The organism is Streptomyces sp. NRRL F-6492, assembly GCF_001280125.1.
Classification (GTDB): domain Bacteria; phylum Actinomycetota; class Actinomycetes; order Streptomycetales; family Streptomycetaceae; genus Streptomyces.
Genome location: NZ_LGEG01000234.1, coordinates 24,234 through 50,658, shown reverse-complemented (window position 1 = coordinate 50,658; position 26,425 = coordinate 24,234). Strand labels below are relative to the sequence as shown.

Genomic DNA, 26,425 nt, shown 5'->3' with positions numbered 1-26,425 from the left:
GGCGGGGGCCGGCGGGCGGACCCGGGGGGTGCGGATGCGGGCCGAGGAGCTGCCGGCCGGTCTGGGCGCGTTCGCCGTGGCGGCCTTCGGCCAGTCCTTCCACTGGATGGACCGGGAGCGGGTGGCGGCCGCGGTGAAGGGGATGCTGGGGCCCGGCGGGGCGCTCGTCCACGTCGCCGACGACAAGACGGAGGTCCGGTCCTTCGAGGGCCTTCCGCGTCCGGTGGCGCCCCGCGCGGCGATCGGCCGCCTCGTGGCGCGCCACCTGGGGCCGGTCCGCCGGGCCGGCCGGGGCGTGCTCCCGGACGGGACGCCGGGCGGGGAGGCCGCGGTGCTCGCCCGCGCGGGCTTCTCCGGGCCCGAGCGCCACGCCGTCCCCGGCGGGCAGGTGCTCGACCGCACGGAGGACGACGTGGTGGCCGGGGTGTTCTCGATGTCGTACTCGGCTCCGCACCTGTACGGCGCCCGCCTGGAGGAGTTCGAGGCGGACCTGCGCCGGCTGCTGCGGGAGGCCTCCCCCTCGGGTCTGTTCTCCGAGCGGCAGCCGGGCACCGAGGTCCACGTCTGGCGGACGGACTAGACGACCGTGACGCGGGCCAGGGCCCAGGAGGTGTGGTCGAAGGAGGTCCTGTCGTTGGCGTCGGCGACCTCCAGGCGGAGGACCCGGACGCCCCGGACGTCGAGGTCGAGGGGGACGGGGCCGGTGGCGGCGGTCAGGACGCCGGTGGTGTGCAGGACGCGGTCGTCGCCGTACACGGTGGCGCGGGTGGCGCCGACGGTGCTCTGGCGGGCGGAGAAGTCGTCGATGCCGACCAGGGCGGTGAAGCGGTCGCCGGCGCCGCCCAGGTGGAAGGCGACGTCGCTGTACGCGTGGACGCCCAGGCCCTTGGGGTGGGTGGTGCCGCCGAAGGAGATCGGGGTGCCGTCGCCGGCGGCGTTCTTGCCGTTGGAGGCGTCGCGCTCGACGGGGCCCCAGCCGTTGACGGCGCTGATCCAGGGGAGGTCGGAGAGGTAGCTGTCCTTGGTGGGCGCCGGGGGCGGGGTGGTGACGGCGCCGTCGGCGGCGTACCGCACCGGGCCGCCGGGGGCGGTGGCGGTGCCCTCGGCGGTCAGCGTCCGGGGGGTGGTCGCCGGGGCGCCGGCGGGCGGGGTGACCTGCCAGACGGCGGTGAGCCGCGCGCCGGGGGCGAGCTGTGCCGCCGCGGTGGCCGTGGTGGGGCGCACGGTCCAGCCGGCCGGGGCCCTCAGGGCGAGGGCGGCCGAGGTCCAGGGGCGTGCCGAGCCGTTGGCGAGGACGGCGGTGGCGGTGAAGGGCTTCCCCGGCACCGCGAGGGACGGCACCGTCAGGGACGCCCCGAAGGCGGTGCGCGGGTACCGGTCGCGCCAGGAGGAGCGCATCAGGGCGACCAGTTCGGCGGCGCGGGCCGGGTGGCGGGCCGCGAGGTCGGACCTCTCGCCGGGGTCGGCGGCCAGGTCGTACAGCTCGACCTGCCACTGGTCGTCGGGGAGGGCGCGGTCGCGGACCGGCGCGAACCTGACCGCCTTCCAGCGGTCCTTGCGGAGCGCCTCGGCGAGCCAGGTGGCGCGCTGTCCGTCCTGGGCGTTGGCGCGGGAGGTGACGCCCTTCTCGTCGCGGTACCAGTAGAGGTGGTCGTGGCGGGCCGGGTCCGTGCCGCCGGTGAGGAGGGGCGCGGCCGACAGGCCGTCCACGTCGGTGGGGGCGGGGGCGCCGCCGAGTTCCGCGAGGGTGGGGAGGAGGTCGGTGAGCGGGGTCGGGCGGTCGCTGGTGCCGGGCCGGACCCGGCCGGGGCCCCAGGCGACGAGGGGGACGCGGATCCCGCCCTCGTACAGGTTGCGCTTGTAGCCGCGCAGCGGTCCGTTGGAGTCGAACAGGTCGGGGTCGACCCCGCCTTCCTCGTGGGGGCCGTTGTCGCTGGTGACGAGGAGGACGGTGTCGTCCTCCAGGCCGAGGGCGCGCAGCCGGTCGACGACGTCGCCGACGAGGGCGTCGAAGAGGCTCACCTGCGCGGCGTGCCCCTTGTTGGCCCCGCTCCAGTTCCGGGAGGCGTACGCGCCGGTGTCGGGGACGTCGCTGGGGGCGTGCGGCACGGTCGGGGCGAGGAAGAGGAGGAACGGTTCGGCCGCGTGCCGGTCGAGGAAGTCGAGGGCCCGCCGGCGCAGCAGGTCCGGCGCGTAGGCGCCCCTGGCGCCGTTCGCGTTGGCGGGGATCGTCTCCTTGACGCCGTTGTTCCAGAGGTACGCCGGGTAGTACTGGTGCGCGTGGCCGTGGTCGATGTAGCCGTAGAACTCCTCGAAGCCCCGGGCGTTGGGGTGGCTGTCCTGGCCGGCGCTCTCCGGTCCGAAGCCCCACTTGCCGATGAGGCCGGTGCGGTAGCCGCGGGCCCCGAGCACCTGGGCGAAGGTGGTGTCGGCGGCCGTGAGGGCGCCCTGGGCTCCGGACGGGTTGGCGCGCACGGTCGCGTGCCCGGTGTGCAGGCCGGTGAGGAGCGAGCAGCGGGAGGGGGCGCAGACGGCGGCCGTCGAGTAGGCGTCGGTGAAGCGCAGTCCGCCGGCGGCGAGCGCGTCGATGCGCGGGGTGGAGATGAGTTTCTGTCCGTACGCGCCGAGTTCGCCGTGTCCGAGGTCGTCGGCGAGGACGACGACCAGGTTCGGCGGCCGGGTGGCGGCCGCCCCGGGTGCCGCGGGTGCCGTCCCGGCCGTCCGCGCTTCGGCGGTGCCGGTCGCCGGCAGGGCGCCGAGGCCGAGCGTGGCGGCGGACCCGGCGAGGAAACGGCGGCGGCTGGACATGGCGAGGCTCCTTGGGCGGGGGCGGGGAGAGAGGGCGGGGCGGGACCCCTCGCCGATCATGGGCGCGCCCGTCCCGGCGGACCATGCACGGGACATGAAGAACGTGTGACACGGCACGGGGTACCGGCATGGGGACCGGACCGGGTGTCCCGGCCGGACGACCGGCCGTGCGCCGCCCGCGGGCCTCAGGGGGTTTCTTGTCGATCGGGCCGGATCGGCAAGAAACCCCCTAAAATCGGAAGGCCCTCGCGGAGTCGCGGGGCCGTGCGGAAGGGGGCGGGTGATGGGGTGGGACGCCGGTGCCGTGGCGGGGGCGCTGCTCCTCGTGCTGCCCGCCGCGGGACTCATCGCGTTCGGTCTGCTGCACAAGGGCCGGGCCGTGCGGCCGTTCGCCGCCTCGCGGGCGCGGTCGTTCGCCCAGCGGGAGTACGCCCGGAACCTCCGGCGGGCGGCCGACCTGGTGATCGCGGCGGCCCGGCGGGCCGCCGGTGAGGGCGAGCCGGCGATCGTCACCGTGGAGGCCGTGGCGCGGACGGCCGAGGAGCGCTACGGCTACGACGGGGTGGAGCGGCGGCACGCGGCGGCGGCGCTGCGGAGCCGGTACGAGCACGGCCGGTGCGCCGCCGACTGCGTCACGGACGCCTACGGCTGAGCGTCCTTCCCGGGCACGGGCGTCCCCTGGTGGTAGTACAGGCGCAGGTGTCCGCCGTCCGCCTCGGGCGCGCGGCGCCAGAGCGAGCTGCGCCGGGCGCGGTGCCCGTCGCGGACCGTCTCGTACGTGAGGTGGACGACGCCGGGCGCGAGCAGCGTCCCGGTGAAGGCGGCGGGCTCGTAGTGCGTCCCCTCCCCGGTGTCGCCGGCCATGTCGGGGAGGGCGGCGAGCATCTCCTCGTACGTCCAGCGGCGCCCCGAGGCCCCGACCTCGGTGAACTCGGGGTCGAGGAGTTCGGCGGCGAGCCGGCGGGAGGCGCGCACGGCGGGGTCGAGCAGGCGCAGTTCGCCCTCGACGGCCTCGCGGACGTCGGAGTCGGCGTGACGGGGAGCCGGGGTTCGCTCGTCTTCTTCCATACGGACATTGTGCCGCCCCTCCGTGTCGGCGGGCCCGGAGCGTCCCCCGGGCCCGCCGACACGCGGACGGGCTCCTACTCGAAGGCCGCGGCGGCCTCCTCCAGCGCGGCGGCGACCGCCTCGGGCGCGTCGGGGCCGGGGGCGCCGGGCCGGTAGGTGACGGAGCGCAGACGGCCGGTGAAGCGGAAGGAGCGGTGGCGTTCGTGGAGCGGCCAGGAGACCGGGGACTTGCGGTCGACGCCGACGCTGATGCCCTGGAAGGGCGCCATGCCGATCAGTTGGTGCACGCTGTCGGGCGCGGCCCGGTGCTCGCCGTCGACGGTGACGGCGAACCGCCAGCGCAGGCCCTCCTCGGCGGTGGCGGTGACGAGGACGTCGTGCGGGCCGGGGCCGAGGGGCCCGGCGTCGGTCTCGTGGAGGGTGCCGTACTCGTTGTACGCGAGGACGAGGCGCCCGTCCTCGACGTACAGGCTGTAGCCGCCGCCCTGGTCGCCGTGGGAGACGAGGACCCCGTCGCCGGTCTCCTCGATGGCGACGGCGATCTCGAAGGAGCGCAGGGAGACGAGCCGGGAGGAGCGGTAGCGCTCCAGTTCGGGGGTGCCGGGCAGCAGGGTGAGGGGGCGGGAGAGGCGCTGCTCGGCGGGGTTGCGGCGGGCGAGGGCGCCGCTGTGGTCGGGCAGCGGGAAGACGCCGTTGCGCCGGGCGGCGTCCTCCCAGGCGGCCGACAGCTCCTTGACCAGGTCGGGGTGGTCGGCGGCGAGGTCGTGGATCTCGGTGGGGTCGGTCCTGATGTCGTAGAGGGCCCACTCGGAGTCGTCGTAGGGCGCGCCCGGACGGTGCAGGGTGACGAGTTTGCGGCCGTCGCGGTAGTGGCTGCGGTTGCCGGTCATCTCGCAGTACTGCTCGGGGTGGGTGGAGTCGTGTGCGGGGTCGGCGAGGACGGGGGTGAAGCTGACGCCGTCCGGTTCCTGGAGGGGGACGCCCCGGCGGCTCTCCGGCCGGGCTAGACCGGCGAGTTCGAGGAGGGTGGGGGCGATGTCGGTGACGTACTGGTACTGGGGGCGCAGGCCGGCGGCGAGGCGGCCGTCGCGGACGCCCTCGGGCCAGGACAGGACGAGGGGGACGCGGACGCCGCCGGCGTAGGTGTGGCCCTTGTAGAGGCGGAAGGGGGTGTTGGAGGCCATGCCCCAGCCGCGCGGGTAGTGGACCAGGCTGCGGGGGCCGCCGATGAGTTCGGGGTCGCGGTCGACGTCGGGGTTCCAGTCGCCGGGGAGGCGGGGGTGGTGGACGAAGCGGCTGAAGTAGGAGCGGGTGCCCTCGGCGCCGCCCTCGCCGGTGCCGCCGTTGTCGGAGGTGAAGACGACGATGGTGTTGTCGAGTTCGCCGAGCGCGTCGAGGGTGGCGGTGAGCCGGCCGAGGTTCTGGTCGATGTTGTCGACGAGCGCCGCGTACACCTCCATGTAGCGGGCGTAGAGCCGCCGCTGCTCCTCGGTGAGGGAGTCCCAGGCGGGCACGTCGAGTCCGGCCTCGCTGTTGCGGGCGGGGAGTTCGGTGCCGGGCGGGAAGAGCCCGGCGGCGAGCTGGGCGGCGAAGCGCCGCTCGCGCAGGACGTCCCAGCCCTCGTCGTAGCGGCCCCGGTGGCGGGCGATGTCCTCGGCCCTGGCCTGGAGGGGGCCGTGGACGGCGTTGTGGGCGAGGTAGAGGAAGAAGGGCTTGTCGGGGTCGTGGGCGCGCAGCGACTTCACCATGGAGATCGCCTGGTCGGTGATGTCGTCGGTGTAGTAGTAGTCGTCGGGGAACTCGTCGATGTCGAGCGGGCTGTTGTCCCGGACGAGCTGGTGCGGGTGGAAGAGGCTGGTGAGGCCCTCCAGGACGCCGTAGTACTGGTCGAAGCCCTTCTGGAGGGGCCAGTTGCCGCGGTGGTCGGCGGCGTTGGAGGCGGAGTCGCGGACCAGGTGCCACTTGCCGACGGCGTAGGTGGCGTAGCCGGCGTCGTGGAGGAGTTCGGCGAGGGTGGGGATGTCGTCGGCGATCTCCATGCCGTAGCCGGGGAAGCCGGGGTCGGAGTTGGCGACCATGGCGTAGCCGACGCGGTGCGGGTTGAGGCCGGTGAGCAGGGCGGCGCGGGCCGGCGAGCAGAGCGGCATGGTGTGGTAGTTGGTGAGCCGCACGCCGTCGTCGGCGAGGGCGTCCAGGACCGGGGTGGGGATCTCGGAGCCGAAGGGGCCGATGTCGCTGAAGCCCATGTCGTCGACGAGGACGACGACGATGTTGGGTGCCCCGGCGGGCGGGGCGGTACGGGCGGGCCAGGCGGGTTCGGACTCGGCGAAGGTGCGGCCGACGCGTCCGGCGAAGCCCTCGTAGGGGTCGCGGCGGGTGGCGGTCGGGGCGGTTTCGCCGGGGGTGCCGGTGGTCATGCGGGGGCGGGTCCTTCCGGGGGGAGCGAGCGGGCGACGCGGAAGCCGCCGTGGCCGGTCGAGGAGTCGGGCGTGTTGTGGGAGCGGGCGGCGACCCGGTAGCGGTTGCAGTAGGAGGAGTGGCAGAGGTACGAGCCGCCGCGGATGGCGCGCTCGCCGGGGGCCGCGGTCCCGAAGGCGTCGGCGCACCACTCCCAGACGTTGCCCGAGGTGTTGTACAGGCCGTGGCCGTTGGGCTCGTACGCGGTGACGGGGACGGTGCCGACGTGCCCGCCGGGCCGGTCGGAGCGGTGCGGGAAGTCCCCGAGCCAGGTGTTGCACCTCTCCCGGCCGTCCGGGGTGAGGTCGTCGCCCCACGGGTAGCGGGCGCCGTCGAGGCCGCCGCGCGCCGCGTACTCCCACTCGGCCTCGGTGGGCAGCCGGACGCCCGCCCAGGCGCAGTAGGCGAGGGCGTCGTCGTACGAGATGTGGACGACCGGGTGGTCGGCGCGGCCTTCGAGGTCGGAGCCGGGGCCCTCCGGGGCGTGCCAGCAGGCCCCTTCGACGCCGAGCCACCAGGGGGCCTGCGGGACCCGGCCGAGGACGTGGCGCCCGGCGGCGGGGTGGAGCAGGAGGTGGAAGACGAAGGAGGAGCCGAAGCGTTCGGCGTCGGTGCGGTGTCCGGTGGCCTCGGTGAACGCGGCGTACCGGGCGTTGGTGACGGCGGTGGCGCCGATCGCGAAGGGCGCGACGGTCACCTCCCGTACGGGCCCCTCGTGGTCGGCGGGGTAGCCCTCGCCGAAGGCGTCGCCCATCCGGAAGGTGCCGCCCGCCAGTTCGAGCAGGGGCTCGTCCGGCGGGGCGGTCCGTACGGTCGGCAGGGGGAGCGGCTCGGCGGAGGCCGGGTGGCCGCTCCAGCCCGCGCAGGTGCGGCCGGGGGTGCAGCAGGCGCTCACGCGGACACCGCCTCCGCCCTGACGGTCGCGGGCACGGGGGCGGGCGCGACCGGTACGGGTTCGGGCGCGGCGGCGAGCAGCGCGCGGGTGTAGGGGTCGCGGGGCCGCTCGCACAGCTCGTCGGCGGCGCCGGTCTCCACGATCCGGCCCTCGTGCATCACGGCGATGCGGTGGCTGACCTGGCGGACCACGGCCAGGTCGTGGGCGATGAAGACGAGGGCGAGGCCCAGGTCGCGCTGGAGGTCGGTGAGGAGGCCGACGATCTGCGCCTGGACGGAGACGTCGAGGGCCGAGACGGGTTCGTCGCAGATGAGGACGGACGGCTCCGGGGCGAGCGCGCGGGCGATGCCGACGCGCTGGCGCTGGCCGCCGGAGAAGGAGCGCGGGTGCCGGTCGGCGGCGGCCGGGTCGAGGCCGACGAGGCGGAGGAGCTCCGCGACGCGGTCGGCCCGTCCGGCCGGGGCGACGGTCCCGAAGGCCCGCAGCGGCTCGGCGACGATCTCGCCGACGCTCATGCGGGGGTTGAGGGAGGCGTACGGGTCCTGGAAGACCATCTGGACGCGGCGGCGCACGGCGTGCAGCTCGGCGCGGCCGGGGCGCGTGACGTCCCGGCCGTCGAGGAGGATCCGGCCGCCGTCGGAGGGGTGGGCGTGGGCGAGGACCCGGGCGAGGGTGGACTTGCCGGAGCCGGACTCGCCGACGATGCCGAGGGTCTCCCCCGCCGCGAGGGTGAGGGAGACGTCGTCGAGGGCGGTGAAGGTGCGGCGGCCCCGGCCCCGGTACGTCTTGCGGAGCCCTTCGGCGGCCAGGACGACGGCGCCGGGCGCGGGCCGTTCGATCCGGGCGGGCGGTGGGGGCGGCGGCAGCGGCTCGGCCCGTTCGGCGGCGGGCAGGCAGGCCGCGCGGACGGTGTCGGTGAGGGCGGTGAGCGGGGGCGCGGTCGTGTGGCAGTGGTCCTCGGCGAGGGCGCAGCGGGTGGCGAACGCGCAGCCGGCGAGGGGCAGGGAGAGGTCGGGCGGGGTGCCGGGAATGCCGGTGAGGCGGGTGCCGGAGGGCGCGGAGAGCCGGGGCACGGCGGCGAGGAGGCCGGCGGTGTAGGGGTGCCGGGGGCGGGTGAGGACCTCGGCGGTGGGGCCGTCCTCGACGACGGTGCCGCCGTACATGACGAGGACCCGTTCGCAGGCGCGGGCGACCACGCCCATGTTGTGGGTGATGAGGACGAGGGCGGTGCCGGTGGTGCGGGTGAGCTCGCCGAGGAGGGTGAGGATCTGGTCCTGGACGGTGGCGTCGAGGGCGGTGGTGGGTTCGTCGGCGAGGAGGACGTCGGGTTCGCCGGCGAGGGCCATGGCGATGAGGACGCGCTGGCGCTGGCCGCCGGAGAACTGGTGCGGGTGGTCGTCGAGGCGGCGCTCGGGGTCGGGGATGCCGACGAGGCGCAGGAGTTCGACGGCGCGGGCGCGGCGGGCGGCCTTGTCGCGGCGGGCGCTCCCGGCGCGACGGGCCGGCCTGCCGGCGGCGGTGTGGGGGTGGGCGCCGGTGGCAGTACTGGTGCCGGTACCGGTGCCGGTACCGGTGTCGTCCGTGGGCGTGCGGTCCCGGCCGTCGTGCGCCCTGAGCACCTCGTCGAGGTGGCGGCCGATGCTGAGGACGGGGTTCAGGGCCGTCATCGGGTCCTGGAAGATCATGCCGACGCGCGCGCCGCGCACCTCCCGCAGCCGGTCCTCGGTGGCCGTGGCGAGGTCCTCCCCGTCGAGGAGGACGGAGCCGCCGGTGATCCGGCCGGTGCCGGGGAGCATCCGGAGCAGGGCCAGGGCGGTGGTGGACTTCCCCGAGCCGGACTCGCCGACGACGGCGAGGGTCTCGCCCCTGCGGAGCGTGAAGGAGACGTCCCGGACGGCGTGCAGGGGCCGGCCGTCGGGGGTGGTGAACCCCACGTCCAGGCCCCGGACGTCGAGGAGCGGAGGGGTGGTCATCGGCGTATCTCCCGGTTCAGTGCCTCGGCGACCAGGGAGAGGCCGAGGACGAGCGCGGTCACGGTCACGAGCGGTCCGGCGGCGAAGTGCGGGGCCTGGGCCAGATAGGGCATGGACTGGCTGAGGACGGCGCCGAGGGTGGGTTCGGGCGGCCGGACGCCGACGCCGAGGAAGCTCATGGCGCCTTCGATGAAGACGGCGACGGTGAGGGAGACGGCGATCTGGACGACGAGCGGGTCGGCGGCGTTGGGCAGGATGTGCCGGGTGAGGATCCGGCCGCCGGAGGTGCCGCCGACGCGGGCGGCGGTCACGTACTCCCGGCCGCGCTGGACGAGGATCCCCGTGCGCAGCAGCCGTCCGAAGACGGGGATCTCGGCCAGGGCGATCACCAGGATCACGGGCAGCCGGCCGGGGCCGAGGATGGCCGTGACGGCGAGCGCCAGGATGAGTCCGGGGAAGGCCAGGATCAGGTCGAAGGCGCGCTGGACGACGGTGTCGGCGGCCGGGTGGGCGGCGGCGGCCAGGGCGGAGAGGCAGCCGAGGACCGCGCCGAGCGGCACGGCGACCGCGATGATGCCGAGGTCCGCGCGGATGCCGTGGAGCAGCCGGGACAGCAGGTCGCGGCCGAGGTCGTCGGTGCCGAGCGGGTGTCCGGGGGTGCCGGGCCCGGCGAGCGTCAGGGCGCTCTGGTCGGTGGGACCGTGGCCGGAGAGCAGCGGGGCGAGGAGTCCGGCGAGGACGACCAGGCCGACGAGGACGAGGCCGGTGCGGCCGCGGCCGGTGGCGAGGGCGGCCCGGTAGGGGTGGAGGGGCCTGCGGGCCGGGGTCGTTCCGACGGTGGCCGGGGACGGCTTGACAGGGTGATTCGGCATGGTCACTCCCACCTGATCCGGGGGTCGAGCCAGGCGTGGACGAGGTCGGTGAACAGTTGGACGAGGACGAAGACGGTGACGAGGAGGAGCAGGAGGTCCTGGACGACGGGGTAGTCCCGGCGGACCAGGGCCTGTTCGGCGAGCTGGCCGAGACCGGGCCAGGCGAAGATCGCCTCGACCAGGACGGCGCCGCCGAGCAGGTTGCCGGTCTGCATGCCGAGGAGGGTGACGACGGGCGGGAGCGCGTTCGGCAGGGCGTGGCGCCAGAGCAGGCGGCGGGGGGCGATGCCGGCGGCGGTGGCGGTGCGGACGTAGTCCTCGCCGAGGGCGCGTTCGATGCCGTCCTTGAGGTAGCGGCCGAGGACGGCGGCGCTGGGCAGGGCGAGGCAGAGGGCGGGCAGCAGCAGGTACTGGACGCCCAGGTCGGGGGCGGTGAGGAGGGGGACGCGACCGCCCGGGGGCAGGACGCCGAGGAGGACGGAGAAGAGGAGGACGAGGAGGACGCCGGTGACGAAGGGCGGCACGGCGAGGGCCCCGGTGGTGACGGCCCGTACGGCGGTGCGCACCCAGCGGCTGCGGGAGGTGGCGCCGAGGATGCCGAAGGCGCCGCCGAGGACGACGACGAACAGCAGGGCGCCGAGGGTGAGTTCGACGGTGGCGCCGAGTCCGTCGGCGATGAGGTCGGCGGTCTGCCCGCCGATCGCGTAGGACGGTCCGAGGTCGCCGGTGACCAGGTCCCCGAGCCAGTGGAGGTACTGGGCGGGCAGGGGTTCGTCGAGGCCGAGGCGCGCCCGGATGGCGGCCTCGGTCTCGGCGCTCGCGTCGGGTCCGGCGAGGACGGCCGCCGGGTCTCCGGGGACGAGCCGGAGGACGGCGAAGACGACGAAGGAGGCGACGAGGAGGACGAGGAGCGCGGAGGGGAGCCTCCGCAGCAGATAGCCGCGCATCTCAGCCCGCCAGGTAGGCGTCGTCGAGGTTGAGGTAGGAGAACTTGTTGAGGGTGACGCCGTGCAGCTTCTTGGCGGCGACCTGGACGGCGCCCCGGATGACGAGGTCGATGATGAACGCCTCGTCGAGGAGGGTGTCGGTGATCTGCTGCCGCAGGGCGTTGGCGCGGGCGCCGGTCTCGGGGGTGGTCCAGGCCTCGCGGACGACCTCGGTGTAGTGGGCGGAGCGGAACCTGGAAGTGTTCTTGGCCTCGTTGAAGGGATAGGCGCTGACGGCGAGGGTGGACGGCTGGACCTGGGCGAAGCCGTGGCTCATGGTCCACAGGCCGGGCATGGACTGGGAGATGAGGTTCTTCTGGGCGGTGGCGGGGTCGGTGGGTTCGAGGGTGACCCGGACGCCGATCTGCTTGAGGTCGTACTGGATGGCCTCGGCCACCGCGGTGTCGCCGGGCAGGTTGATGTGGAGGAGCGGCAGGTCGAGCTTGGTGTGGCCGGCGGACCTGAGGAGCTCGCGGGCCTTGCCCGGGTCGTAGGTGTAGTGGGTGCGGCCGGCCTCGCTGAAGGCGGGCGAGGACTTGGGCCAGGGGGTGGCGGAGGCGAGTCCGTAGCCGCCGAGGACCTGCTTGAGGATCCGCTCGCGGTCGACGGCCCAGGCGAGGGCCTGCCGGACGGTCTTGTCGTTCAGCGGGGCGACGGTGGTGTTGACGCCGAGGTAGTGGGCGCCGCCGCCGGTGGCGTACTCGCTGATGACGAGCTCGGGGTTCGCGGCGAGGACGGCGAGGTTCCGGCCGGGGACGCCGTAGGAGAGCTGGGTCTGGCCGGTGCGCAGGGAGGAGAGGAGGGCGTCGGCCTGGGAGATGACGCGGAACTCGACGGCGTCCAGGTAGGGGCGGTCGGGCTGCCAGTACTTCTCGTTGCGGGTGAAGCTCAGGCCGGTGCCGGGGCTCCACTTGGTGAGCTTGAAGGGGCCGGTGCCGTTGAGCTTCTTGCCGGCGACGGCGTCCTCGACGCTGTTCCGGTCGGTGATGATCATGAACTCGAAGAGGTCGAACAGGTTGTTGACCGGGTGGGCGAGCTTGAGGACGAGTTCGTGGTCGCCGCGCTTCTCGAAACCGGTGATCGCGGCGGCGGTGGCCCTCAACTGGGCGGCGCGCAGCGGGTTCTGGAGGTTCTTCACCGCGAAGATCACGTCGTCGGCGGTGAAGGGACGGCCGTCGTGGTAGGTGACGCCGGTGCGCAGCTTGAGGACGATGCTGCGGCCGTCCTCGGCGTACTCCCACGAGGTGGCGAGCTCCGGCTGCGGCTTCAGGCGGTCGTCGTAGCGGACGAGGGTGTTGTAGACCAGCCGCTGCTGGAGCGACTGGCCGCTCTGGGCGAAGAGCAGGCTGGGCGTGAAGTCCGAGTTGACGGCGACGGTGAGGGTGCCGCCGCGCCGGGGCTCCGCGGTCGCCTTGGCGCCGGGCGCCTCGGTCGCGCCCTCGGAGACCGCCGAGCGGCAGCCCGCCAGGCCGAGCCCGAGCAGCAGGGTGCCGCCGCCCGCGGCGCGCAGGGTGGTGCGCCGGGAGAGGGCGGTGGGCGTGGTGGGGAACAGCTCGGTCATCGATGCCTGCCTGTGAAAAGGGGTGGAGGTCCGCAGGGCGGGCGGAATTCTTTCCGCTGCGGAAGGAAGGAGCCACGAGAGAGGTGGGGGCGAGTGCGGTTTTCGTGTACGGAGGTACGCGGAACCGGTTACGGGGTTACGGGGAGGTGCGGCGCCCGGGAGTCCGGGAGCCGGGGACCCGACGGGAGCTTCGGAGCCTTCGCGTCACGGAGTCGCGGTGGCGCGACCGGTCGGCGGCCGGAACGTCGGGGCGCTCGCCGGCCGTCGGTGACGGGGGTGCGGCGGGCGTCCCGGGTCACGCGGGACCGGTGCGGGAGCGGCGTGGCCGGTGCGACGACCGGCGCCGGGGTCAGGCGCGGACGGCACAGACCGCGCTGGCCTGTCGACAGAGGTCGACGTGCCTGCGGGAGATGAGGCGCATGTCCGGATTCACGGGAGCAATATGACAGCGGCTTCGCGGAGCGGTCAACCGGCGTTGACCGCATTCTGAGACGACCTCAGTCTTCGGCCCCTGCGGGGAGGAGCTCTTCGAAGGTCTCAAGAGGCCTTCTGAACAGGGGGTTCAGAAGAACGGTGCCCGCCGCGACGGGCAGCGTGGCCGGTCCGGCATGTGGACTGACGATGCGTTCGGGGTCCCCGCAGACGTGCGAGAGGTCGATCGCGGCGCCCCGGATCTCCTCCAGGTAGTCGGGTTCGACGACGCTGGCCTGTTCGGTCACGACGACCAGGTCGGGGTTGAGGACGTCGAGCAGGAGCGCCACCGCGCGGCCGACCGCGCGGGCCCGTTCGCGCAGCAGCCGGTCGGCGCGCCGGTCCCCGGCCGCCGCCGCGTCCACCACGAGTGAGGTGTCGGGCTCGGGCACGATGCCGCGGCGGACGGCGGTGAGCCCGAGGGCGGTGTTCGACGCGGTCGCCTCCAGGCAGCCCGAACGCCCGCACGGGCAGGGGGCCGTGGAGTCGGGCACGGGCAGGTGCGCCACGTCGCCGGCCGCCGCCCCGGGCCCCTGGTGCACGACCCCGGCGAGCCCGACGGCCGCGTCGACGACGTTGCCGACGAAGAGGTGCACGAGGCTGCGGCGGGCGGCGGGCCGGCCGAAGAGGATCTCCGACTGGGCGATGGAACGGGCGTGGTTGTCCAGGCGCACGGTGCGCCCGCCGAGGCCCCGGGCGAGTTCGGCGGCGAGCGGCCGGCGGCGCCAGCCGAGGGCGTCGTGGCGGACCACCATCCCGGCGGCCGGGTCCACCCAGCCGCCGATCGCGGCGCCGACCCCGAGAAGGGGGCGGCCCCGGGCGTGCTCGTCGAGGAAGCCGCGCAGCTCGCGGGCGAGTTCTCCGGGCAGGGCGTCCGGCGCGATGCCCTCGTGCGCGTGGGCGTGCCGGGCCAGGACCCGGCCCCGCAGGTCGACCAGGGCGAAGGTCGAACCGGGGACGCCGAGGTGGAGGCCGCCGACGACGGGCCCCGCAGTGGCGCCGATGTGCAGGTCGACGGGGATCTGGGGCCGTCCCACTCCCCCGCCCCCGGCGAGTTCGGGCAGCTCGCGCAGGAGGCCGAGCCGGGTGAGGTCGGTGGCCTGGCGCGAGACGGCGGCGGGGCTGAGGCCGGAGAGCCGGGCGACGGCGCTGCGGGCGACCGGCCCGTGGTCGAGGACGGTCCGCAGGACGGTGGCGGCGTTCGCCTCGCGCCTGCCGTCGCCCGCCATCCGGGGGCCGTACGGGGTGGTCGTGGTCATGGGTGCCTCTCTGGCTCACTGGTGCGGCGGTCCGGCCATGTTGCGGCGGTGTGAAATCCCCGGCGGCCGGCGGCGTGGCCGTCACCCGCCGTCCGGTAGCGGCCGCGCTCTGCCGACGACATGGGATCGCCCCTGGTCAAGGGGGGTGCGGCAGGGCGCGGAAGGCCGGTCCCGCGGCACCGGGCAGGCGCCGATTCAACCACCGGGGGCGGTGGTTCGGGGAGCGGACGGGCGCTTGACGCGTCGCTGCGGCCGCTGCGAGGCTCCGGGACATGTTCGCGACCTCCTCCTGTCCCGCCGTCTCCGGCGTCTGACCCTCGCGACCCCTCGCGTGGCCGGTTCGCCGGCGCCGCCCCCGTGACCCGGCTCCTCCGGCGCCGCCGCATCGGCACCGGGTCCCGTCCGACCCGTACCCCTCCGGGCCCTTCACCCCGCTTCCGGGCCCGGCGGGCGCGTACGTCCGTGACGGTCCATCCGTCGGCTCATTACTTCCGCTCCGAGATTAATTGCTCCGGCCTGTTCCCAGGCCCCGAAAGGATCCCCGCCATGTCGACCGCCACCACCTCTCCCGCCGAGCAGAAGAGCACCGACCGGAAGACCACCGACCAGGAGGCCCCCGCCCAGGAGGCCCCCTTCCAGGAGATCACCGTCCAGAAGGTCGGCGGCCGCCTCGGGGCCGTCATCTCCGGCGTCCGCCTCGGCGGCGACCTGTCCGCCGGGGCCGTCGCCGAGATCCGCGCCGCCCTCCTGGCGCACAAGGTCGTCTTCTTCCGGGACCAGGGCCACCTGGACGAAGAGGCCCAGGAGGCCTTCGGCCGGCTCCTCGGCACACCCGTCGCCCACCCCACCGTCCCCTCGGCCGACGGCCGTTACTCCTTCCCGATCGACTCGGACTACGGCGGCCGGGCCAACCAGTGGCACACCGACGTGACCTTCGTCCCGGCCTACCCCGCCTTCTCGATCCTCCGCGCGATCGTCATCCCGCCGTACGGCGGAAACACCCTGTGGGCGAACACGGCGACCGCGTACGAGAACCTCCCCGAGCCGCTGCGGGCGCTGGCCGACAGCCTGCGCGCGGTGCACTCCAACGACTACGACTACGCGGCCCTGCGCCCCGGCGTCCTGCCCGAGCAGCTGGTGCGCTTCCGCGAGGTCTTCGCCTCGACGAAGTTCCTGACCGAGCACCCGGTCGTGCGGGTCCACCCGGAGACCGGCGAGCGGACCCTGCTGCTCGGCAACTTCGTCCAGCGGATCAGCGGTCTGACGGGCGCCGACTCCCGGGACCTGTTCTCCCTCCTCCAGCGGCACGTCGAGCGCCCGGAGAACACCGTCCGCTGGCAGTGGCAGGTCGGCGACGTCGCCATCTGGGACAACCGCGCCACCCAGCACTACGGCGTGGACGACTCCGACGAGCACGACCGCAAGCTGCGCCGGGTGACCATCGACGGCGACGTGCCGGTCGGCGTGGACGGGCGCTCCTCGGTGCTGCTCGCGCCCGAGTCCGTGCCGGACCCGGCGTTCGGCATCGCCTCCGGCGCCTCGACGGCGGACACGGCCGCGGACGCGGCGGCCGGCGCGGCGGAGACCTCCGCCGCATGACGGACGTCCCGCCCCGGGTGATCGTGGTCCTCACCGACCAGCAGCGGTGGGACACCGCGGGCGTCCACGGCAATCCGGCGGGGGTGACCCCCGAGTTCGACCGGCTGGCCCGCGAGGGCACGCTGGTCGAGCGGGCGATCACCCCCAACCCGGTCTGCGCGCCGGCCCGTTCGGCGCTGCAGACCGGCCGCTGGCCGACCTCCACCGGGGTCTTCCGCAACGGCCTCCCGCTGCCGGAGGACGTCCCCACCCTCGCCTCGGTGCTCGGGGCGGCGGGGTACGCGACCGGGTACATCGGCAAGTGGCACCTGGCCGGCGAGGAGAACCCGGACGGCCCCGTGCCGCCCGGGCGCCGGGGCGGTTACGCGCACTGGCTGGCCTCGGACCGGCTGGAGTTCACCTCGGACGCGTACCGCACCGTGGTGCACGACGAGGAGGGCGAGCCGGTCCGGCTGCCGGGCTACCGCTCGGACGCCCTGGTCGACGCGGCGATCCGGTTCGTCGCCGACCACCACGACCGGCCGTTCCTGCTCTTCCTCTCGCTGCTCGAACCGCACCACCAGAACCCCACGGACGACTACCCGGCCCCCGCCGGGTACCGGGAGCGGTACGAGGGGCGCTGGCTGCCGCCGGACCTCGCCGCGCTGAGCCCCGGCGCCCCGCACGGCGGCGCGCACCGGCACCTGGGCGGCTATCTGGGGCAGGTCAAGCGGGTCGACGAGGGGGTGGGCCGGCTGCGGGACGCGCTGCGCTCCCTGGGCATCGAGGACGACACGGTCCTGGCCTGGACCGCCGACCACGGCTCCCACTTCCGCACGCGCAACTCCGAGTACAAGCGGTCGGCGCACGACTCCTCGGTGCGGGTGCCGTGGGCGCTGACCGGTCCCGGCTTCCGGGGCGGCGGCCTGGTCCGGCGGCCGGTGTCCACGGCCGACCTGATGCCGACGCTGGTCGAGGCGGTGGGACTCGACGTGCCGGAGGGGGTGCAGGGCCGATCGCTGCTGCCGCTCGTCGGCGGCGGGACGGACCCGGAGCGGCCGGAGTCGGTCTTCGTCCAGCTCAGCGAGGACCAGGTCGGCCGCGCGGTGCGGACCGAGCGGTGGAAGTACGTGGTGTCGGCGCCGCCCGGGACCGATGCCTGGCGCGAGCCGGCGGCCGACCGCTACCGGGAGACGGAGCTGTACGACCTGGTCTCCGACCCGTACGAGCTGGAGAACCTGGTGGGGCTCGCCTCGCACCGGGAGGTGGCCGACGGGCTGCGGGAGGCGCTGGCCGGGTGGCTGCTGCGCGTCGAGGGGGCGGAACCGGTGGTCGAACAAGCCGAGCCGCGCACGCTCGCCCAACGGCGCCCGGAGTCCTTCCCGCACGACCGGGTGCCGTGGGAGGGGGTGAGGTTCGGGCACCGTTGAGACGCGCGACCGCAGGTCAGGCAGGTTTGGCGTAGTCGCCGAAGCCCGCCCAGTCGAGGACCACGCACGGCTCGTCGCCGACGACCCACGCGTCGTGACCGGGTTCGACCCGCATGAAGTCGCCCGGTCCGAACTCCTCGGTCTCGCCGCCGTCCATGACGACCTTCAACCGGCCGCCGACGACGTATCCGACGTGCGCGGCCCGGCAGCTGTCGGTGCCCGCGATCGGTTTGACGTGCTTGGTCCACTGCCAGCCCGGCTCGAACACGGCGCGGCCGACCGGGCCGCCCGCGTCGGTCAGCAGGTCCAGCCTGCCCTTGCCGTCCTCGAAGGGGCGGGTCTCGTCCGCCGAGTCGAAGCTTCTGCGTACGATGCCGGTCATCATTCGCTCCCGGCTCTGGAAGGTCGATTCCCCGAGTTCCCTTCCAGGCTACGCCGGTCCCCTGACGAACGAGTGGTGCCCTTTGGTGGAATCCGGCACGTCCGGAGCCCGAATTCTGTGCACATCCCTCAAGGGACAGAACTACACATAAAGGCCAGATAAGAGCACAATGAAACAGCGGCGCGACGCGTCGCGAGTGCGGCCCGACTTGCGGGACACCAGAAGGAGGCGAGTCACATGGCCGACGTCTCTCATCGACACGGCGATATCTCAGGACACCCCGACGCACCGGAAATGCGGGACCGCTATGCCCGTGTGCTCCGGACCCGGGGCGTGGCGGCGGTCGAGGAACTCGTGATCCTCGCCGGCGTCTACGCGGCGATCTCGGCGTGGACGGTCCACTTCGCCGCGGCCCGGCCGGAACTCGCCGTCAGCAACCTGATCGTCGGCATCGCCCTCGCGGTCATGGGCCTGTGCATGTCGATGGTCCCCGAGCGGTCGCGGGACCTGAACTTCGCGGTCCTGCTGCTCGGCGCGTGGCTGATCGTCTCGCCGTGGGTGGTCACCCGGGGCCCCGACACGGGCATGATCCTCAGCAACGTCATCACCGGCGCGTGCGTCTGCCTGTTCGCGCTCACCGCCGGCGGACTGCTCATGAGCAAGGGGAGGACGTGACGTCCGGCCCCTCCTCGCTCCCCCACCGACCCCGTCCGGAACGGCGGCACCTGAACTCCCAGGAGGTGCCGCCGTTCGCCGTCCCCCACCGGCGAACCGCATCCACACGGTAACGAATTGACCCACGCGGTTTCGGCCACCTAAGTTCTGCGTAAAGCTTGCTCCACAGGGACAGGCTCTCCCGCTCGCATACCCAGTCCTTGGGGGGACAAAGTGAACTGGTACCTCGACGTTCTCAAGAAGTACGCGGTGTTCAGCGGCCGAGCGCGCCGCAAGGAATTCTGGATGTTCACGCTCTTCAACTTCATCGCCGCGGTCATCCTCGCCATCCTGGACAACGTCCTGGGCATACAGATCCTGAGCCTCATCTACACGCTGGCCGTCTTCCTGCCGGCCCTCGGCGTGTCCGTCCGGCGTCTCCACGACACCGGCCGTTCCGGCTGGTGGATCCTCATCGCCCTGGTCCCGCTCATCGGCGGCATCGTCCTGCTGGTCTTCAACTGCCTCGAGGGCGAGCAGCAGCAGAACGCGTACGGCCCGAACCCGAAGCTGGCCCCGGCCTACTGACGGTCCCCGCACCGACGCACCACACCTGCCCGTGGCCCCCGGAGGATTCCTCCGGGGGCCACGGCCGCGTCACGCCCCGGCCGGATCCCGGCGGGCCGCGTCCAGTTCGGCCCGGTCGGGCGGCCGGGCCCCGGCCCGGGAGACGGTCACGGCCGCCGCCGCCCCGGCCCGCGCGAGCAGTTCGGCCAGTTCCCCGGCGGAGAGGGCGCCGAGGGCCGCCCGGTCCCGCCCGGCCAGCCCGTCCAGGACGGCCGACATGAACGAGTCGCCCGCGCCGACGGTGTCGACGACGTCGACCGGGGGCGCCCCGGCGGCGACCGTGTGGTGCCGCGTGACGGCGAAGGAGCCGGCCGCGCCCCGGGTGACCAGGACGACGGCCGGGCCGAGGGTCAGCCAGCGGGCGGCGACGGCCGCCGGCTCCTGCCCCGGGTACAGCCAGGCCAGGTCCTCGTCGCTCGCCTTGACCAGGTCGGCGAGGGCGACACAGCGTTCGACCCGGGCGACGGCCGAAGCGTGTTCCCCCATCAGTCCGGGCCGCACGTTGGGGTCGTAGCTGACGGTGGCCCGGTCGCGGAGCCGCTCGGCCCCGGCCAGGACGGCCGCGGCGCCGGGGGCGGTGACGGCCGCGATCGAGCCGATGTGCACATGGGCGGGCGCCCGCGCGGGCAGCGCCACGGCCTCCAGCGTCCAGGCGATGTCGAAGGCGTACGCGGCCCGGCCCTCCGCGTCGAGGGCCACGACCGCCGACGGGGTGCGCCCGGGGTGTCCGCCGACCTCCACCCGTACGCCCGCGTCCCGCAGATGGGCGCCGATCAGGCGCCCGGCGGGGTCGTCGGCGAGCTGGGTGAGCAGGGTGACGTCCCGGCCCAGGCGGGCGAGTCCGTACGCGACGTTGGCGGGACTGCCGCCGGGGTGGACGCGGTCGGCGACGCCGGGCGCGCGGACGACGTCGGCGACGCACTCGCCGATCACCAGGAAGGACATGGTCGGATCTCCTCGGAGGGGGAGCGGGTGTCCCGGCCGCCGACCGTATCGTGTCAGCGTCCAGGTCCTGTTGCGGGGGAGGTTCCGGTGGAGACGGTCGAGGGGCTCGCGGTCATGGCGTTCGACGGCGGGGAGGAGCTGGAGGCGTGGCTGGAGAGGCACCACGGCGACACCCCGGGCATCTGGCTGCTGCTCGCCCGCAAGGGCTCGGACCTGGCCTCGCCGACCGCCGGGGAGATCCTGGACGGCACGCTCGCCTACGGGTGGATCACCGGCAAGCGCATGGCGCGCGACGAGCGGTCCTACCTCCAGAAGATCACCCCGCGCCGGCCCCGGAGCCTCTGGTCCCGGGTCAACGTGCGCCAGGTCGAGGCGCTGACCGCCGCCGGCCGGATGCGCGAGCCGGGCCTCGCCGAGGTGCGGGCGGCGCGGGCGGACGGGCGGTGGGAGGCCGCGTACCCCTCCCAGAAGGACGCGACCGTGCCGGACGACCTCGCGGCGGCCCTGGCGGCCGAGCCGCGCGCCGCGCGGGCCTTCGAGGCCCTGAACCGGACGGACCGCTATCTGGTGATCCTGAGCCTCTGGCAGGCCCGCACCGCGAGGACGAGGGCGGCGCGGCTGGCACGGGCGGTGACGGCGCTGGCGGAGGGCGGGCGGCCGCGGTGAGGAGAGGCGGGCGCGGACGGGCGGGCGCGTCGGGGAACCGCGGGCGGCTTCGGCGGGGGACGGCGGCCGGAAGGGGCTCAGGCGGTCCGGTCGCCCCGCCGCCGGTACAACACCTGATGGGCGTCCCACTCCACGAAGGACTCGGCGTGCTCCAGGCCCACGGCCTCCAGGAGCCGGCGGGAACGGTGGTTGGCCTCCTGGGTGACCGCGACCACGCTCGGCGTGCCCTCCAGGGCCCGCGCGACGGCCGCGCCGACCGCCTCGCGCGCGTAACCGTGCCCCCAGTGCTCGGGCAGGAACTGGTACGAGACCTCCGTCTCCCCGCCCCGCCCGCCGTCCTCCACCGTGACGAGTCCGAGGAGGACGCCGTCCTCGGCGCGGATCACGGCGTGGAACCCGGGCGCCCCGACGATCCGCCGCTGCCGGATGCGGATGACGGGCCCGGTGACGGGGCCGCCGAGGTGGCGCCGCACGTCGGGATCGGTCCACAGGCGCGTCAAGGCCGGGACGTCACCGCCGCGGACGGGCCGCAGCAACAGCCGCTCGGTACGGAGCGATCGCGCCGGGGACGCGGGGTCCTGGGCCGGGCTCGGTGAGGTGGACACCCTCCCATCCTCTCGCAGCCCCCGTCGGCCGCCCGCCCTGGGGCGCGGGATCGACACGGATACGGCCCCGGGACCGAGGCGGAGGCGGGAGCCCCGGCTCCCTGGAGGGGCCGTCCACGGTCTTCCTCTCCGGCGAGGACCCGGCGGCGAAGGACGTGGTGCGCGGTCTCCTCCACGACCTCGGCCGGCCCGACGGCTCCCCGCTCGACCCGGGCGGCATCCGGACGGCCCGGGGCCAGGAGAACTTCGCCCCGCTCTTCATGGGAATCGCGGAGGCGACCGGCACGTACGGGTTCGGCATCCGGGTCGTGCTCCCGAAGGCGGGCACGGGCGGCCCCGGGGGCGCCGGGGGGTGAGCCGCTCCCGCGGCGCCGGTCGTCCCCGTAGGTCTCGTCGTCGGCGGCTTCCCCGTCGAACGCCCGCCCCGCCGCGACCGGTCGGAGTTCAGAGGGCGGCGCGGGTCAGCCGCTTCTCGATCGTCCTCCAGTCCGGCTCCATCGGCGCGTACGTGTCCTGCGCCGTGGCGACGTCCTTGTAGCCGCCGGAGGTGACCACGCACACCACCGGGCCGTCGGTCTCGCGCGGTCCGCGGGCGCGCAGCCCGGCAAGTCCGGCGGCGGCGGACGTCTCGCACCAGATGCCCTGGGCGGCCAGTTCGGCCCGCGCGGCCGCCATCCGCTCGTCCGAGACCGTGCGGGCCGCTCCCCCGGTCGTCCGGACGGCCAGGACGCCCCGGTAGCCGTTGATCTCGCAGTCGATGGCGTACGCGGCGGTCGGCCCGACCGGGACGCGGGCGACGTCCCGCCCGGTGCGGAGGGCCTCGGTGAGGGCGCCGGCCGCGGCGGGCTCGGCCGCGTACACGCGGGGGACGGAGCCGGTGACGCCGAGCCGGGCGAGCTCCTGGAAGCCCTTGGCGACGCCGAAGAGCAACTCGCCGTACCCCGTGGGGACGTGGACCTCCGCCGGGGCGCGGCCGAGGTCGAGCGCGATCTCGTACGCGAGGGTCTTGTAGCCCTCCGGTCCGAAGGGGTGCCCGGTGTGGGCGGTGTCCGTGAGGCTGCTGACGTTCTGGAAGCCGAGCTCGTCGACGATCCGGCGCATCAGCGGGCGCACCGAGGCGTACGGGACGGTGAGCACCGTCGCCCCGTAGGCGCGGAGGTGGGAGGCGACGGCGGGCGGGGCGTACGGGGAGGTGAAGACGGCGCAGGGCAGTCCGGCGCGGGCCGCGTAGGCGGCCGCCGCCGCGCCGTGGTTGCCGGAGGAGGAGACGACGACGCCCTTCGCCCCCGAGGCGACGGCGGCGCTGACGGCGACCCGGTTGAGCCGGTCCTTGTGGCTCCAGGTCGGGTTGCGGGACTCGTCCTTGACCAGGACGCCGTCGGGGAGTTCGACCAGCGGGGTGTTCCCCTCGCCGAGGCCGGGCGCGGCGAGCGGCGGGAGCAGCGGGGCCCACCGTTCGAGGCCGTGGGCGGCCGGGCGGTCGAACAGGTCGGCGGGGACCCGGTCGTAGGCGTAGTCGACGTCGAGGGGGTACGCGACGTCGTCGGTGGAGGTGACGGGGCAGCCCGCGGTGAGCGGCGGCCACAGCGGGTGTCGTACGGACGGGTCGGCGAGCGAGCGCTGGGCGGTGGCGAGCGAGGTCACGCGGGGCCTTTCGGGACGGCGGGTCGTGCTGCGGGCGGTACGGTACGCGGCCCGGGAGCGGCGGGCCGCGTGCACGCCGCGCCCATGGCCTTCTTCGTACACAATCCCCTCTCGCCGAACCTCCGTTCGCACCCTTTCCGACCTTCACCGCCGACCCCACCGGGCCTTTGGCATATGCCGGAAGCACCACCGGATCGAGTGTTGCCAAACCTCTTACGAGCCGTCCCGGGCTGTGCAACAGTCGTACGCGGGCCGCCTCTTCACACTCGGCCGCGCCGCGCCTGTATCGGAGTACGACATGCCGTCCCCTCTGTTCGCGGACCGTCCCGCCCAGCCGCCGGAGCCGGGCGCGGTGGACGCGCTGATCTCGCAGACCCGCCGCCTGCGCGGCGAGCTCGACGCCGTCCGCCGGGGCGCCGTGGCGGACGAGGACGACCCGCGGCGGCGGTGGCGGCGTGCCCTGTGCGACCTCGCCGTGCACCAGCTCGACGACCTGGGCGCCCAGTTGGGGCAGCTGCGGGCCGGCGTCCCGGTGGAGGTCCCGCCCGGGGCGGACACCGTCCACGACACGGGGTTCGCGGCGGACCCCGATCCCGGCACCGCGTACGGCGCTGCCGCCCCGGCGCGCACCGGCGCGCTGCTCTCCCGGGTCGGCAGCGCCGAGTGGAACCTGCTCACCGACGAGGTCAGCTGGTCCGAGGAGCTGTACCGGATCTTCGGCCGCACCCGGGAGAACGGCCCGCTGTCGCTCGACGAGATGCCCACGATGGTCTTCGCCGAGGACCAGCCCCTCCTCCAGGGGATGGTGACGGACTGTCTGATCGACGGGAAGCCGATCGACGGCGAGTTCCGGATCGTGCGGACCGACGGCCGGGTGCGCACCGTCCACATGACGGGCGAGCCCGTCCTCGACTCCGACGGCTGCACCGCCTCCATGTGGGCCGTCCTGCGCGACGTCAGCGAACTGCGGCGCAGCCAGCGGGCGGTCAGGGAGAGCCGGGCCGGCCTGGAGCGCAGCCGGGACATCGAGCGCACCGAGCGCCGGGTCGCCGTCGAGCTCCAGGAGGCGGTCCTGCCGCCGTGGCGCGGCTCGCTGCACTTCGCCCACGACGGACCGGCCCCGCTCGACGTGGCCGCGCACTACCTCCCGGCCGCCAGCACCGGACTGATCGGCGGCGACTGGTACGACGCGCTCGCGCTGCCGGACGGGGACGCCCTGCTGACCGTCGGCGACCTGACCGGCCACGGGGTCGCCGCGACCTCCTCCATGGCGATGCTCCTCGGCGCGCTGCGCGGCATGGCCGTCGCCGGGATCCGTCCCGCCGCCCTGATGGGCCACCTCAACCAGCTCCTGGAGACCTCCGTCCAGCCCGCGCTCGGCAGTGCGATGTGCTGCCGCTACGACCCCGTCGCCCAGACCCTGACCTGGGCGCAGGCCGGCCATCCCGCCCCGCTGCTCTTCCGCGACGGGACGGGACGCGCCCTCCGGCGGCCCGAGGGCGTCCTCCTCGGGGCGACGACCGGCGCCGCGTACGACGAGGCCGAGACCCGGCTGCTCCCGGGCGACCTGCTCGTCCTGCACACCGACGGGCTGACCCGTGGCGGCGGTACGGACGACGACACGGGCGCACGGCGGCTGCTCGCCCTCGGCCCCCGGCTCGCCGGAGCGCGGGACGCGCAGGAGGGCGTGCGGGTGGTGGTCGAGGAGTTCGGCGAGGAGTCGCGCGAGGACGACGCCTGCGTGATGGTGGTCCGGGTCGGCCACTGAGCCGACCCCCGTCGACGACAACGGCGACGACGGCGACCCCGGTCCCTCCGGGGCCGGGGATCAGGCCTGCCCCGGCCTCGGACGGACCACGGGCGACCGGGTGAGGGCCAGCTCGATCTCCTCGCGCAGGCTGTCGGTCCCGGCGTGGTCGGCGTACTGGCCGGTGAGCCGGTACATCTGCCGCAGCCGGTCCCAGGTCCGGTGGGACGAGGTGTCCCCCATGGAGATGAGGGCGAGCCGGGCGTACCGGTCGGCCTGCTCCGGGTCGTCGGCGATGAAGCAGGCCGAGGCGAGGGAGATGTGGTCGAAGAGGTGCGACCGCTCGTGCCCCTTGCTCCGCAGTTCGATCGCCAGCTTGGCGTGGCGCTGCGCGGGGATGGCGGCGGTCGGGTCGTGGTCGGCGAGGGTGCGGTAGGCGAGGGCCTCCATGCCGTGCATGTCGGCCTCGTCGAAGTTCTGCATCCAGTCCGGCGTCTTCTCGTCGCCCCGGTCCGACACGAACAGGTCCTCGGCCTCGCCGAGGGTGCGGCGCATGGCCTGCGCCCGGCCCATGGACGCCTGTGCCCAGGCCTCGATGGTGTGGAACATGGCCCGGGTGCGGGGCAGCAGCCGCTCGCCCGAGCCCGTCCTGGCGAGCTTCATCAGGTCGAGGGCTTCGCCGGGGCGGCCCAGGTGCACCATCTGCCGGGCGGCGCGGGACAGGGCCTCGCCGGCCCGGGGCCGGTCACCGCTCTCGCGGGCCGCGTGGGCGGCGATGACGAAGTACTTCTGCGCCGTGGGTTCGAGGCCGACGTCGTGGGACATCCAGCCCGCGAGGACGGCCAGGTTGGCGGCGACGGCCCACAGGCGCCGCTGGAGGTGGTCGGGGTGGCGGTAGGCGAGCATGCCGCCCACCTCGTTGAGCTGGCCCACCACGGCCTTGCGCTGGAGACCGCCGCCCCGGGAGGCGTCCCAGGCGCGGAACACCCCCACGGAGTACTCCAGGGCCTCGATCTCCTCCGACCCGATGGGGGCGGCCTCGTAGCGGTCGAACCCGGCGGGGTCGGCGTGGAGGGGATCGGTGGCACGCGGAGCGGCGCCCGGGCGGGCGGGGTCGGTCTGCAGCCAGTCGTGCATGGCGTTGCTGAGTACGGAGCCGGTGACAAGCGCGGCACCCGCGCCCACCAGGCCGCGTCGGTTGAGCATGAGGTCCATTCCCGTGAATTCGGTGAGGACCGCCGCCGTACGATCGGGTGGCCAGGGCAGTTGGTCAGGGTTCTCCGTCTTGTCGACGTCCTGCCGCTTCCCTGTACGCCCGTGTCGTACGAACCCGAGGTCCTCGATGGTCACGACACGGCCGAGTCGCTCGGTGAACAGGGCTGCCAGCACCCGGGGGACGGGATCGCGCGGGGTCTCGCCCCGATCGATCCACCGCCGCACCCGCGAGGTGTCGGTCGCCAGCTGGGGGTGGCCCATGGCCGCCGCCTGCCGGTTGACGAGCCTCGCGAGTTCGCCCTTGGACCAGCCGGCCAGGCCGAACAGGTCCGCGAGACGGGTGTTGGTTTCTCCGGTCACGTCTAAGCCCCCAGGTTCTCGGCTGAGTTGACAGTAACCCCCTGTCACGGGGCTGGCGACTATTCGCCAGGGTTCGCCAGGGTGCGCCCGATGTTCCGCCACCCGCGCACGGGTGTCAGGTAGGAACGCGCCACCCCGCCCCGTCGACCGGCCCTCATTCCCCAGGGTGCGGACCGGGGGGCGGGCGGGGCGACGCACGCAACTCGTCGGCGCACGAAGGGA

Annotated in this window: 24 protein-coding genes; 9 read left to right on the top strand and 15 right to left on the bottom strand. The window is 74.7% G+C overall.

Annotated features, from left to right (window positions below):
- Positions 1-580: hypothetical protein (locus ADL08_RS24075; RefSeq protein ID WP_053646346.1), on the top strand; the 580-nt coding region annotated here is incomplete at its 5' end.
- On the opposite strand, the gene ADL08_RS24070 is transcribed toward ADL08_RS24075, so the two are convergent.
- Positions 577-2,808 carry a sulfatase-like hydrolase/transferase gene (locus tag ADL08_RS24070; RefSeq protein WP_053646330.1) on the bottom strand — a complete coding sequence of 744 codons (2,232 nt, stop codon included), beginning with the start codon at positions 2,806-2,808 and terminating at the stop codon, positions 577-579. The genes ADL08_RS24075 and ADL08_RS24070 overlap by 4 nt on opposite strands.
- Positions 2,809-3,091: 283 nt before the next feature.
- On the opposite strand from ADL08_RS24070, the gene ADL08_RS24065 reads away from it, so the two are divergent.
- On the top strand, positions 3,092-3,460 hold the full coding sequence (locus tag ADL08_RS24065) for a hypothetical protein (RefSeq protein WP_053646328.1): 369 nt from the start codon (positions 3,092-3,094) through the stop codon (positions 3,458-3,460).
- On the opposite strand, the gene ADL08_RS24060 is transcribed toward ADL08_RS24065, so the two are convergent.
- From ADL08_RS24060 to ADL08_RS24025, 9 genes are all read right to left on the bottom strand, one after another.
- Complete coding sequence (locus tag ADL08_RS24060) at positions 3,451-3,876, bottom strand: DUF4440 domain-containing protein (protein WP_053646326.1); 426 nt, start codon at positions 3,874-3,876, stop codon at positions 3,451-3,453. The genes ADL08_RS24065 and ADL08_RS24060 overlap by 10 nt on opposite strands.
- A 74-nt stretch (positions 3,877-3,950) precedes the next feature.
- Positions 3,951-6,293: an arylsulfatase gene (locus ADL08_RS24055; RefSeq protein WP_053646324.1), complete on the bottom strand. Its 2,343-nt coding sequence runs from the start codon at positions 6,291-6,293 to the stop codon at positions 3,951-3,953.
- The gene (locus tag ADL08_RS24050; RefSeq protein WP_420709672.1) at positions 6,290-7,228 is read right to left on the bottom strand and encodes a formylglycine-generating enzyme family protein; all 939 of its coding nucleotides are present in this window, start codon (positions 7,226-7,228) and stop codon (positions 6,290-6,292) included. Before ADL08_RS24050 ends, ADL08_RS24055 begins: the two co-directional genes overlap by 4 nt.
- On the bottom strand, positions 7,225-9,201 hold the full coding sequence (locus tag ADL08_RS24045; RefSeq protein WP_053646322.1) for a dipeptide ABC transporter ATP-binding protein: 1,977 nt from the start codon (positions 9,199-9,201) through the stop codon (positions 7,225-7,227). Before ADL08_RS24045 ends, ADL08_RS24050 begins: the two co-directional genes overlap by 4 nt.
- A complete protein-coding gene (locus ADL08_RS24040) occupies positions 9,198-10,073 on the bottom strand; it encodes an ABC transporter permease (protein WP_053646320.1) in 876 nt (291 codons plus the stop codon). Before ADL08_RS24040 ends, ADL08_RS24045 begins: the two co-directional genes overlap by 4 nt.
- A 2-nt stretch (positions 10,074-10,075) precedes the next feature.
- The gene (locus ADL08_RS24035) at positions 10,076-11,020 is read right to left on the bottom strand and encodes an ABC transporter permease (RefSeq protein WP_053646318.1); all 945 of its coding nucleotides are present in this window, start codon (positions 11,018-11,020) and stop codon (positions 10,076-10,078) included.
- 1 nt (position 11,021) lies between these two features.
- The gene (locus ADL08_RS24030; protein WP_053646316.1) at positions 11,022-12,620 is read right to left on the bottom strand and encodes an ABC transporter substrate-binding protein; all 1,599 of its coding nucleotides are present in this window, start codon (positions 12,618-12,620) and stop codon (positions 11,022-11,024) included.
- A gap of 349 nt (positions 12,621-12,969) precedes the next feature.
- Positions 12,970-13,041, bottom strand: a complete 72-nt coding sequence (locus ADL08_RS39035; protein ID WP_313896399.1) for a putative leader peptide — start codon at positions 13,039-13,041, stop codon at positions 12,970-12,972.
- A gap of 76 nt (positions 13,042-13,117) precedes the next feature.
- Positions 13,118-14,350: an ROK family transcriptional regulator gene (locus ADL08_RS24025; protein ID WP_053646314.1), complete on the bottom strand. Its 1,233-nt coding sequence runs from the start codon at positions 14,348-14,350 to the stop codon at positions 13,118-13,120.
- 546 nt (positions 14,351-14,896) lie between these two features.
- Between ADL08_RS24025 and ADL08_RS24020 the strand changes: the two genes are divergently transcribed.
- Positions 14,897-15,949 carry a TauD/TfdA dioxygenase family protein gene (locus ADL08_RS24020; RefSeq protein WP_078968465.1) on the top strand — a complete coding sequence of 351 codons (1,053 nt, stop codon included), beginning with the start codon at positions 14,897-14,899 and terminating at the stop codon, positions 15,947-15,949.
- Entirely contained in the window at positions 15,946-17,358 is a 1,413-nt protein-coding gene (locus ADL08_RS24015) for a sulfatase-like hydrolase/transferase (RefSeq protein WP_053646312.1), read from the top strand. The genes ADL08_RS24020 and ADL08_RS24015 overlap by 4 nt, the downstream gene beginning before the upstream one ends.
- Before the next feature lie 16 nt (positions 17,359-17,374).
- Here the strand turns inward: ADL08_RS24015 and ADL08_RS24010 are convergent, their stop codons facing one another.
- Positions 17,375-17,740 carry a cupin domain-containing protein gene (locus tag ADL08_RS24010; RefSeq protein WP_053646340.1) on the bottom strand — a complete coding sequence of 122 codons (366 nt, stop codon included), beginning with the start codon at positions 17,738-17,740 and terminating at the stop codon, positions 17,375-17,377.
- Between the two features lie 294 nt (positions 17,741-18,034).
- Here ADL08_RS24010 and ADL08_RS24005 point away from each other — a divergent pair, with 294 nt between their 5' ends.
- Positions 18,035-18,415 (top strand): SPW repeat protein, encoded by a 381-nt coding sequence (locus ADL08_RS24005; RefSeq protein WP_324610460.1) that lies wholly within the window; start codon positions 18,035-18,037, stop codon positions 18,413-18,415.
- Between the two features lie 213 nt (positions 18,416-18,628).
- Positions 18,629-18,982, top strand: a complete 354-nt coding sequence (locus ADL08_RS24000; protein ID WP_053646308.1) for a DUF805 domain-containing protein — start codon at positions 18,629-18,631, stop codon at positions 18,980-18,982.
- Between the two features lie 69 nt (positions 18,983-19,051).
- Here the strand turns inward: ADL08_RS24000 and ADL08_RS23995 are convergent, their stop codons facing one another.
- Positions 19,052-19,966, bottom strand: a complete 915-nt coding sequence (locus tag ADL08_RS23995) for a carbohydrate kinase family protein (protein WP_053646306.1) — start codon at positions 19,964-19,966, stop codon at positions 19,052-19,054.
- A gap of 114 nt (positions 19,967-20,080) precedes the next feature.
- Here ADL08_RS23995 and ADL08_RS23990 point away from each other — a divergent pair, with 114 nt between their 5' ends.
- The gene (locus ADL08_RS23990; protein ID WP_078968467.1) at positions 20,081-20,632 is read left to right on the top strand and encodes a YdeI/OmpD-associated family protein; all 552 of its coding nucleotides are present in this window, start codon (positions 20,081-20,083) and stop codon (positions 20,630-20,632) included.
- A 77-nt stretch (positions 20,633-20,709) separates the two neighbouring features.
- On the opposite strand, the gene ADL08_RS23985 is transcribed toward ADL08_RS23990, so the two are convergent.
- Complete coding sequence (locus ADL08_RS23985) at positions 20,710-21,237, bottom strand: GNAT family N-acetyltransferase (RefSeq protein WP_053646302.1); 528 nt, start codon at positions 21,235-21,237, stop codon at positions 20,710-20,712.
- Between the two features lie 155 nt (positions 21,238-21,392).
- On the opposite strand from ADL08_RS23985, the gene ADL08_RS23980 reads away from it, so the two are divergent.
- Positions 21,393-21,593, top strand: coding sequence for a hypothetical protein (locus ADL08_RS23980; protein WP_324610461.1), 201 nt, complete (start codon positions 21,393-21,395; stop codon positions 21,591-21,593).
- Positions 21,594-21,681: 88 nt separating this feature from the next.
- Here ADL08_RS23980 and ADL08_RS23975 read toward each other — a convergent pair whose 3' ends face one another.
- Positions 21,682-22,881, bottom strand: a complete 1,200-nt coding sequence (locus ADL08_RS23975) for a threonine synthase (RefSeq protein WP_053646337.1) — start codon at positions 22,879-22,881, stop codon at positions 21,682-21,684.
- A 298-nt stretch (positions 22,882-23,179) separates the two neighbouring features.
- On the opposite strand from ADL08_RS23975, the gene ADL08_RS23970 reads away from it, so the two are divergent.
- Positions 23,180-24,649 carry a PP2C family protein-serine/threonine phosphatase gene (locus ADL08_RS23970; RefSeq protein ID WP_053646300.1) on the top strand — a complete coding sequence of 490 codons (1,470 nt, stop codon included), beginning with the start codon at positions 23,180-23,182 and terminating at the stop codon, positions 24,647-24,649.
- 60 nt (positions 24,650-24,709) lie between these two features.
- On the opposite strand, the gene ADL08_RS23965 is transcribed toward ADL08_RS23970, so the two are convergent.
- On the bottom strand, positions 24,710-26,203 hold the full coding sequence (locus ADL08_RS23965; protein ID WP_053646298.1) for a hypothetical protein: 1,494 nt from the start codon (positions 26,201-26,203) through the stop codon (positions 24,710-24,712).
- Positions 26,204-26,425: the final 222 nt, after the last annotated feature.

Excerpts from the sequence above, each read along its gene's own strand:
- ADL08_RS24065 (WP_053646328.1), top strand. The coding sequence starts at position 3,092 with ATGGGGTGGGACGCCGGTGCCGTGGCGGGGGCGCTGCTCCTCGTGCTG.
- ADL08_RS23970 (WP_053646300.1), top strand. The coding sequence starts at position 23,180 with ATGCCGTCCCCTCTGTTCGCGGACCGTCCCGCCCAGCCGCCGGAGCCG.
- ADL08_RS24045 (WP_053646322.1), bottom strand. The coding sequence starts at position 9,201 with ATGACCACCCCTCCGCTCCTCGACGTCCGGGGCCTGGACGTGGGGTTC.
- ADL08_RS24030 (WP_053646316.1), bottom strand. The coding sequence starts at position 12,620 with ATGACCGAGCTGTTCCCCACCACGCCCACCGCCCTCTCCCGGCGCACC.
- ADL08_RS24005 (WP_324610460.1), top strand. The coding sequence starts at position 18,035 with ATGCGGGACCGCTATGCCCGTGTGCTCCGGACCCGGGGCGTGGCGGCG.
- ADL08_RS24060 (WP_053646326.1), bottom strand. The coding sequence starts at position 3,876 with ATGGAAGAAGACGAGCGAACCCCGGCTCCCCGTCACGCCGACTCCGAC.
- ADL08_RS24015 (WP_053646312.1), top strand. The coding sequence starts at position 15,946 with ATGACGGACGTCCCGCCCCGGGTGATCGTGGTCCTCACCGACCAGCAG.
- ADL08_RS24010 (WP_053646340.1), bottom strand. The coding sequence starts at position 17,740 with ATGACCGGCATCGTACGCAGAAGCTTCGACTCGGCGGACGAGACCCGC.
- ADL08_RS24035 (WP_053646318.1), bottom strand. The coding sequence starts at position 11,020 with ATGCGCGGCTATCTGCTGCGGAGGCTCCCCTCCGCGCTCCTCGTCCTC.
- ADL08_RS23995 (WP_053646306.1), bottom strand. The coding sequence starts at position 19,966 with ATGTCCTTCCTGGTGATCGGCGAGTGCGTCGCCGACGTCGTCCGCGCG.
- ADL08_RS24040 (WP_053646320.1), bottom strand. The coding sequence starts at position 10,073 with ATGCCGAATCACCCTGTCAAGCCGTCCCCGGCCACCGTCGGAACGACC.
- ADL08_RS24055 (WP_053646324.1), bottom strand. The coding sequence starts at position 6,293 with ATGACCACCGGCACCCCCGGCGAAACCGCCCCGACCGCCACCCGCCGC.
- ADL08_RS24070 (WP_053646330.1), bottom strand. The coding sequence starts at position 2,808 with ATGTCCAGCCGCCGCCGTTTCCTCGCCGGGTCCGCCGCCACGCTCGGC.
- ADL08_RS23990 (WP_078968467.1), top strand. The coding sequence starts at position 20,081 with ATGGCGTTCGACGGCGGGGAGGAGCTGGAGGCGTGGCTGGAGAGGCAC.
- ADL08_RS24025 (WP_053646314.1), bottom strand. The coding sequence starts at position 14,350 with ATGACCACGACCACCCCGTACGGCCCCCGGATGGCGGGCGACGGCAGG.
- ADL08_RS24020 (WP_078968465.1), top strand. The coding sequence starts at position 14,897 with ATGTCGACCGCCACCACCTCTCCCGCCGAGCAGAAGAGCACCGACCGG.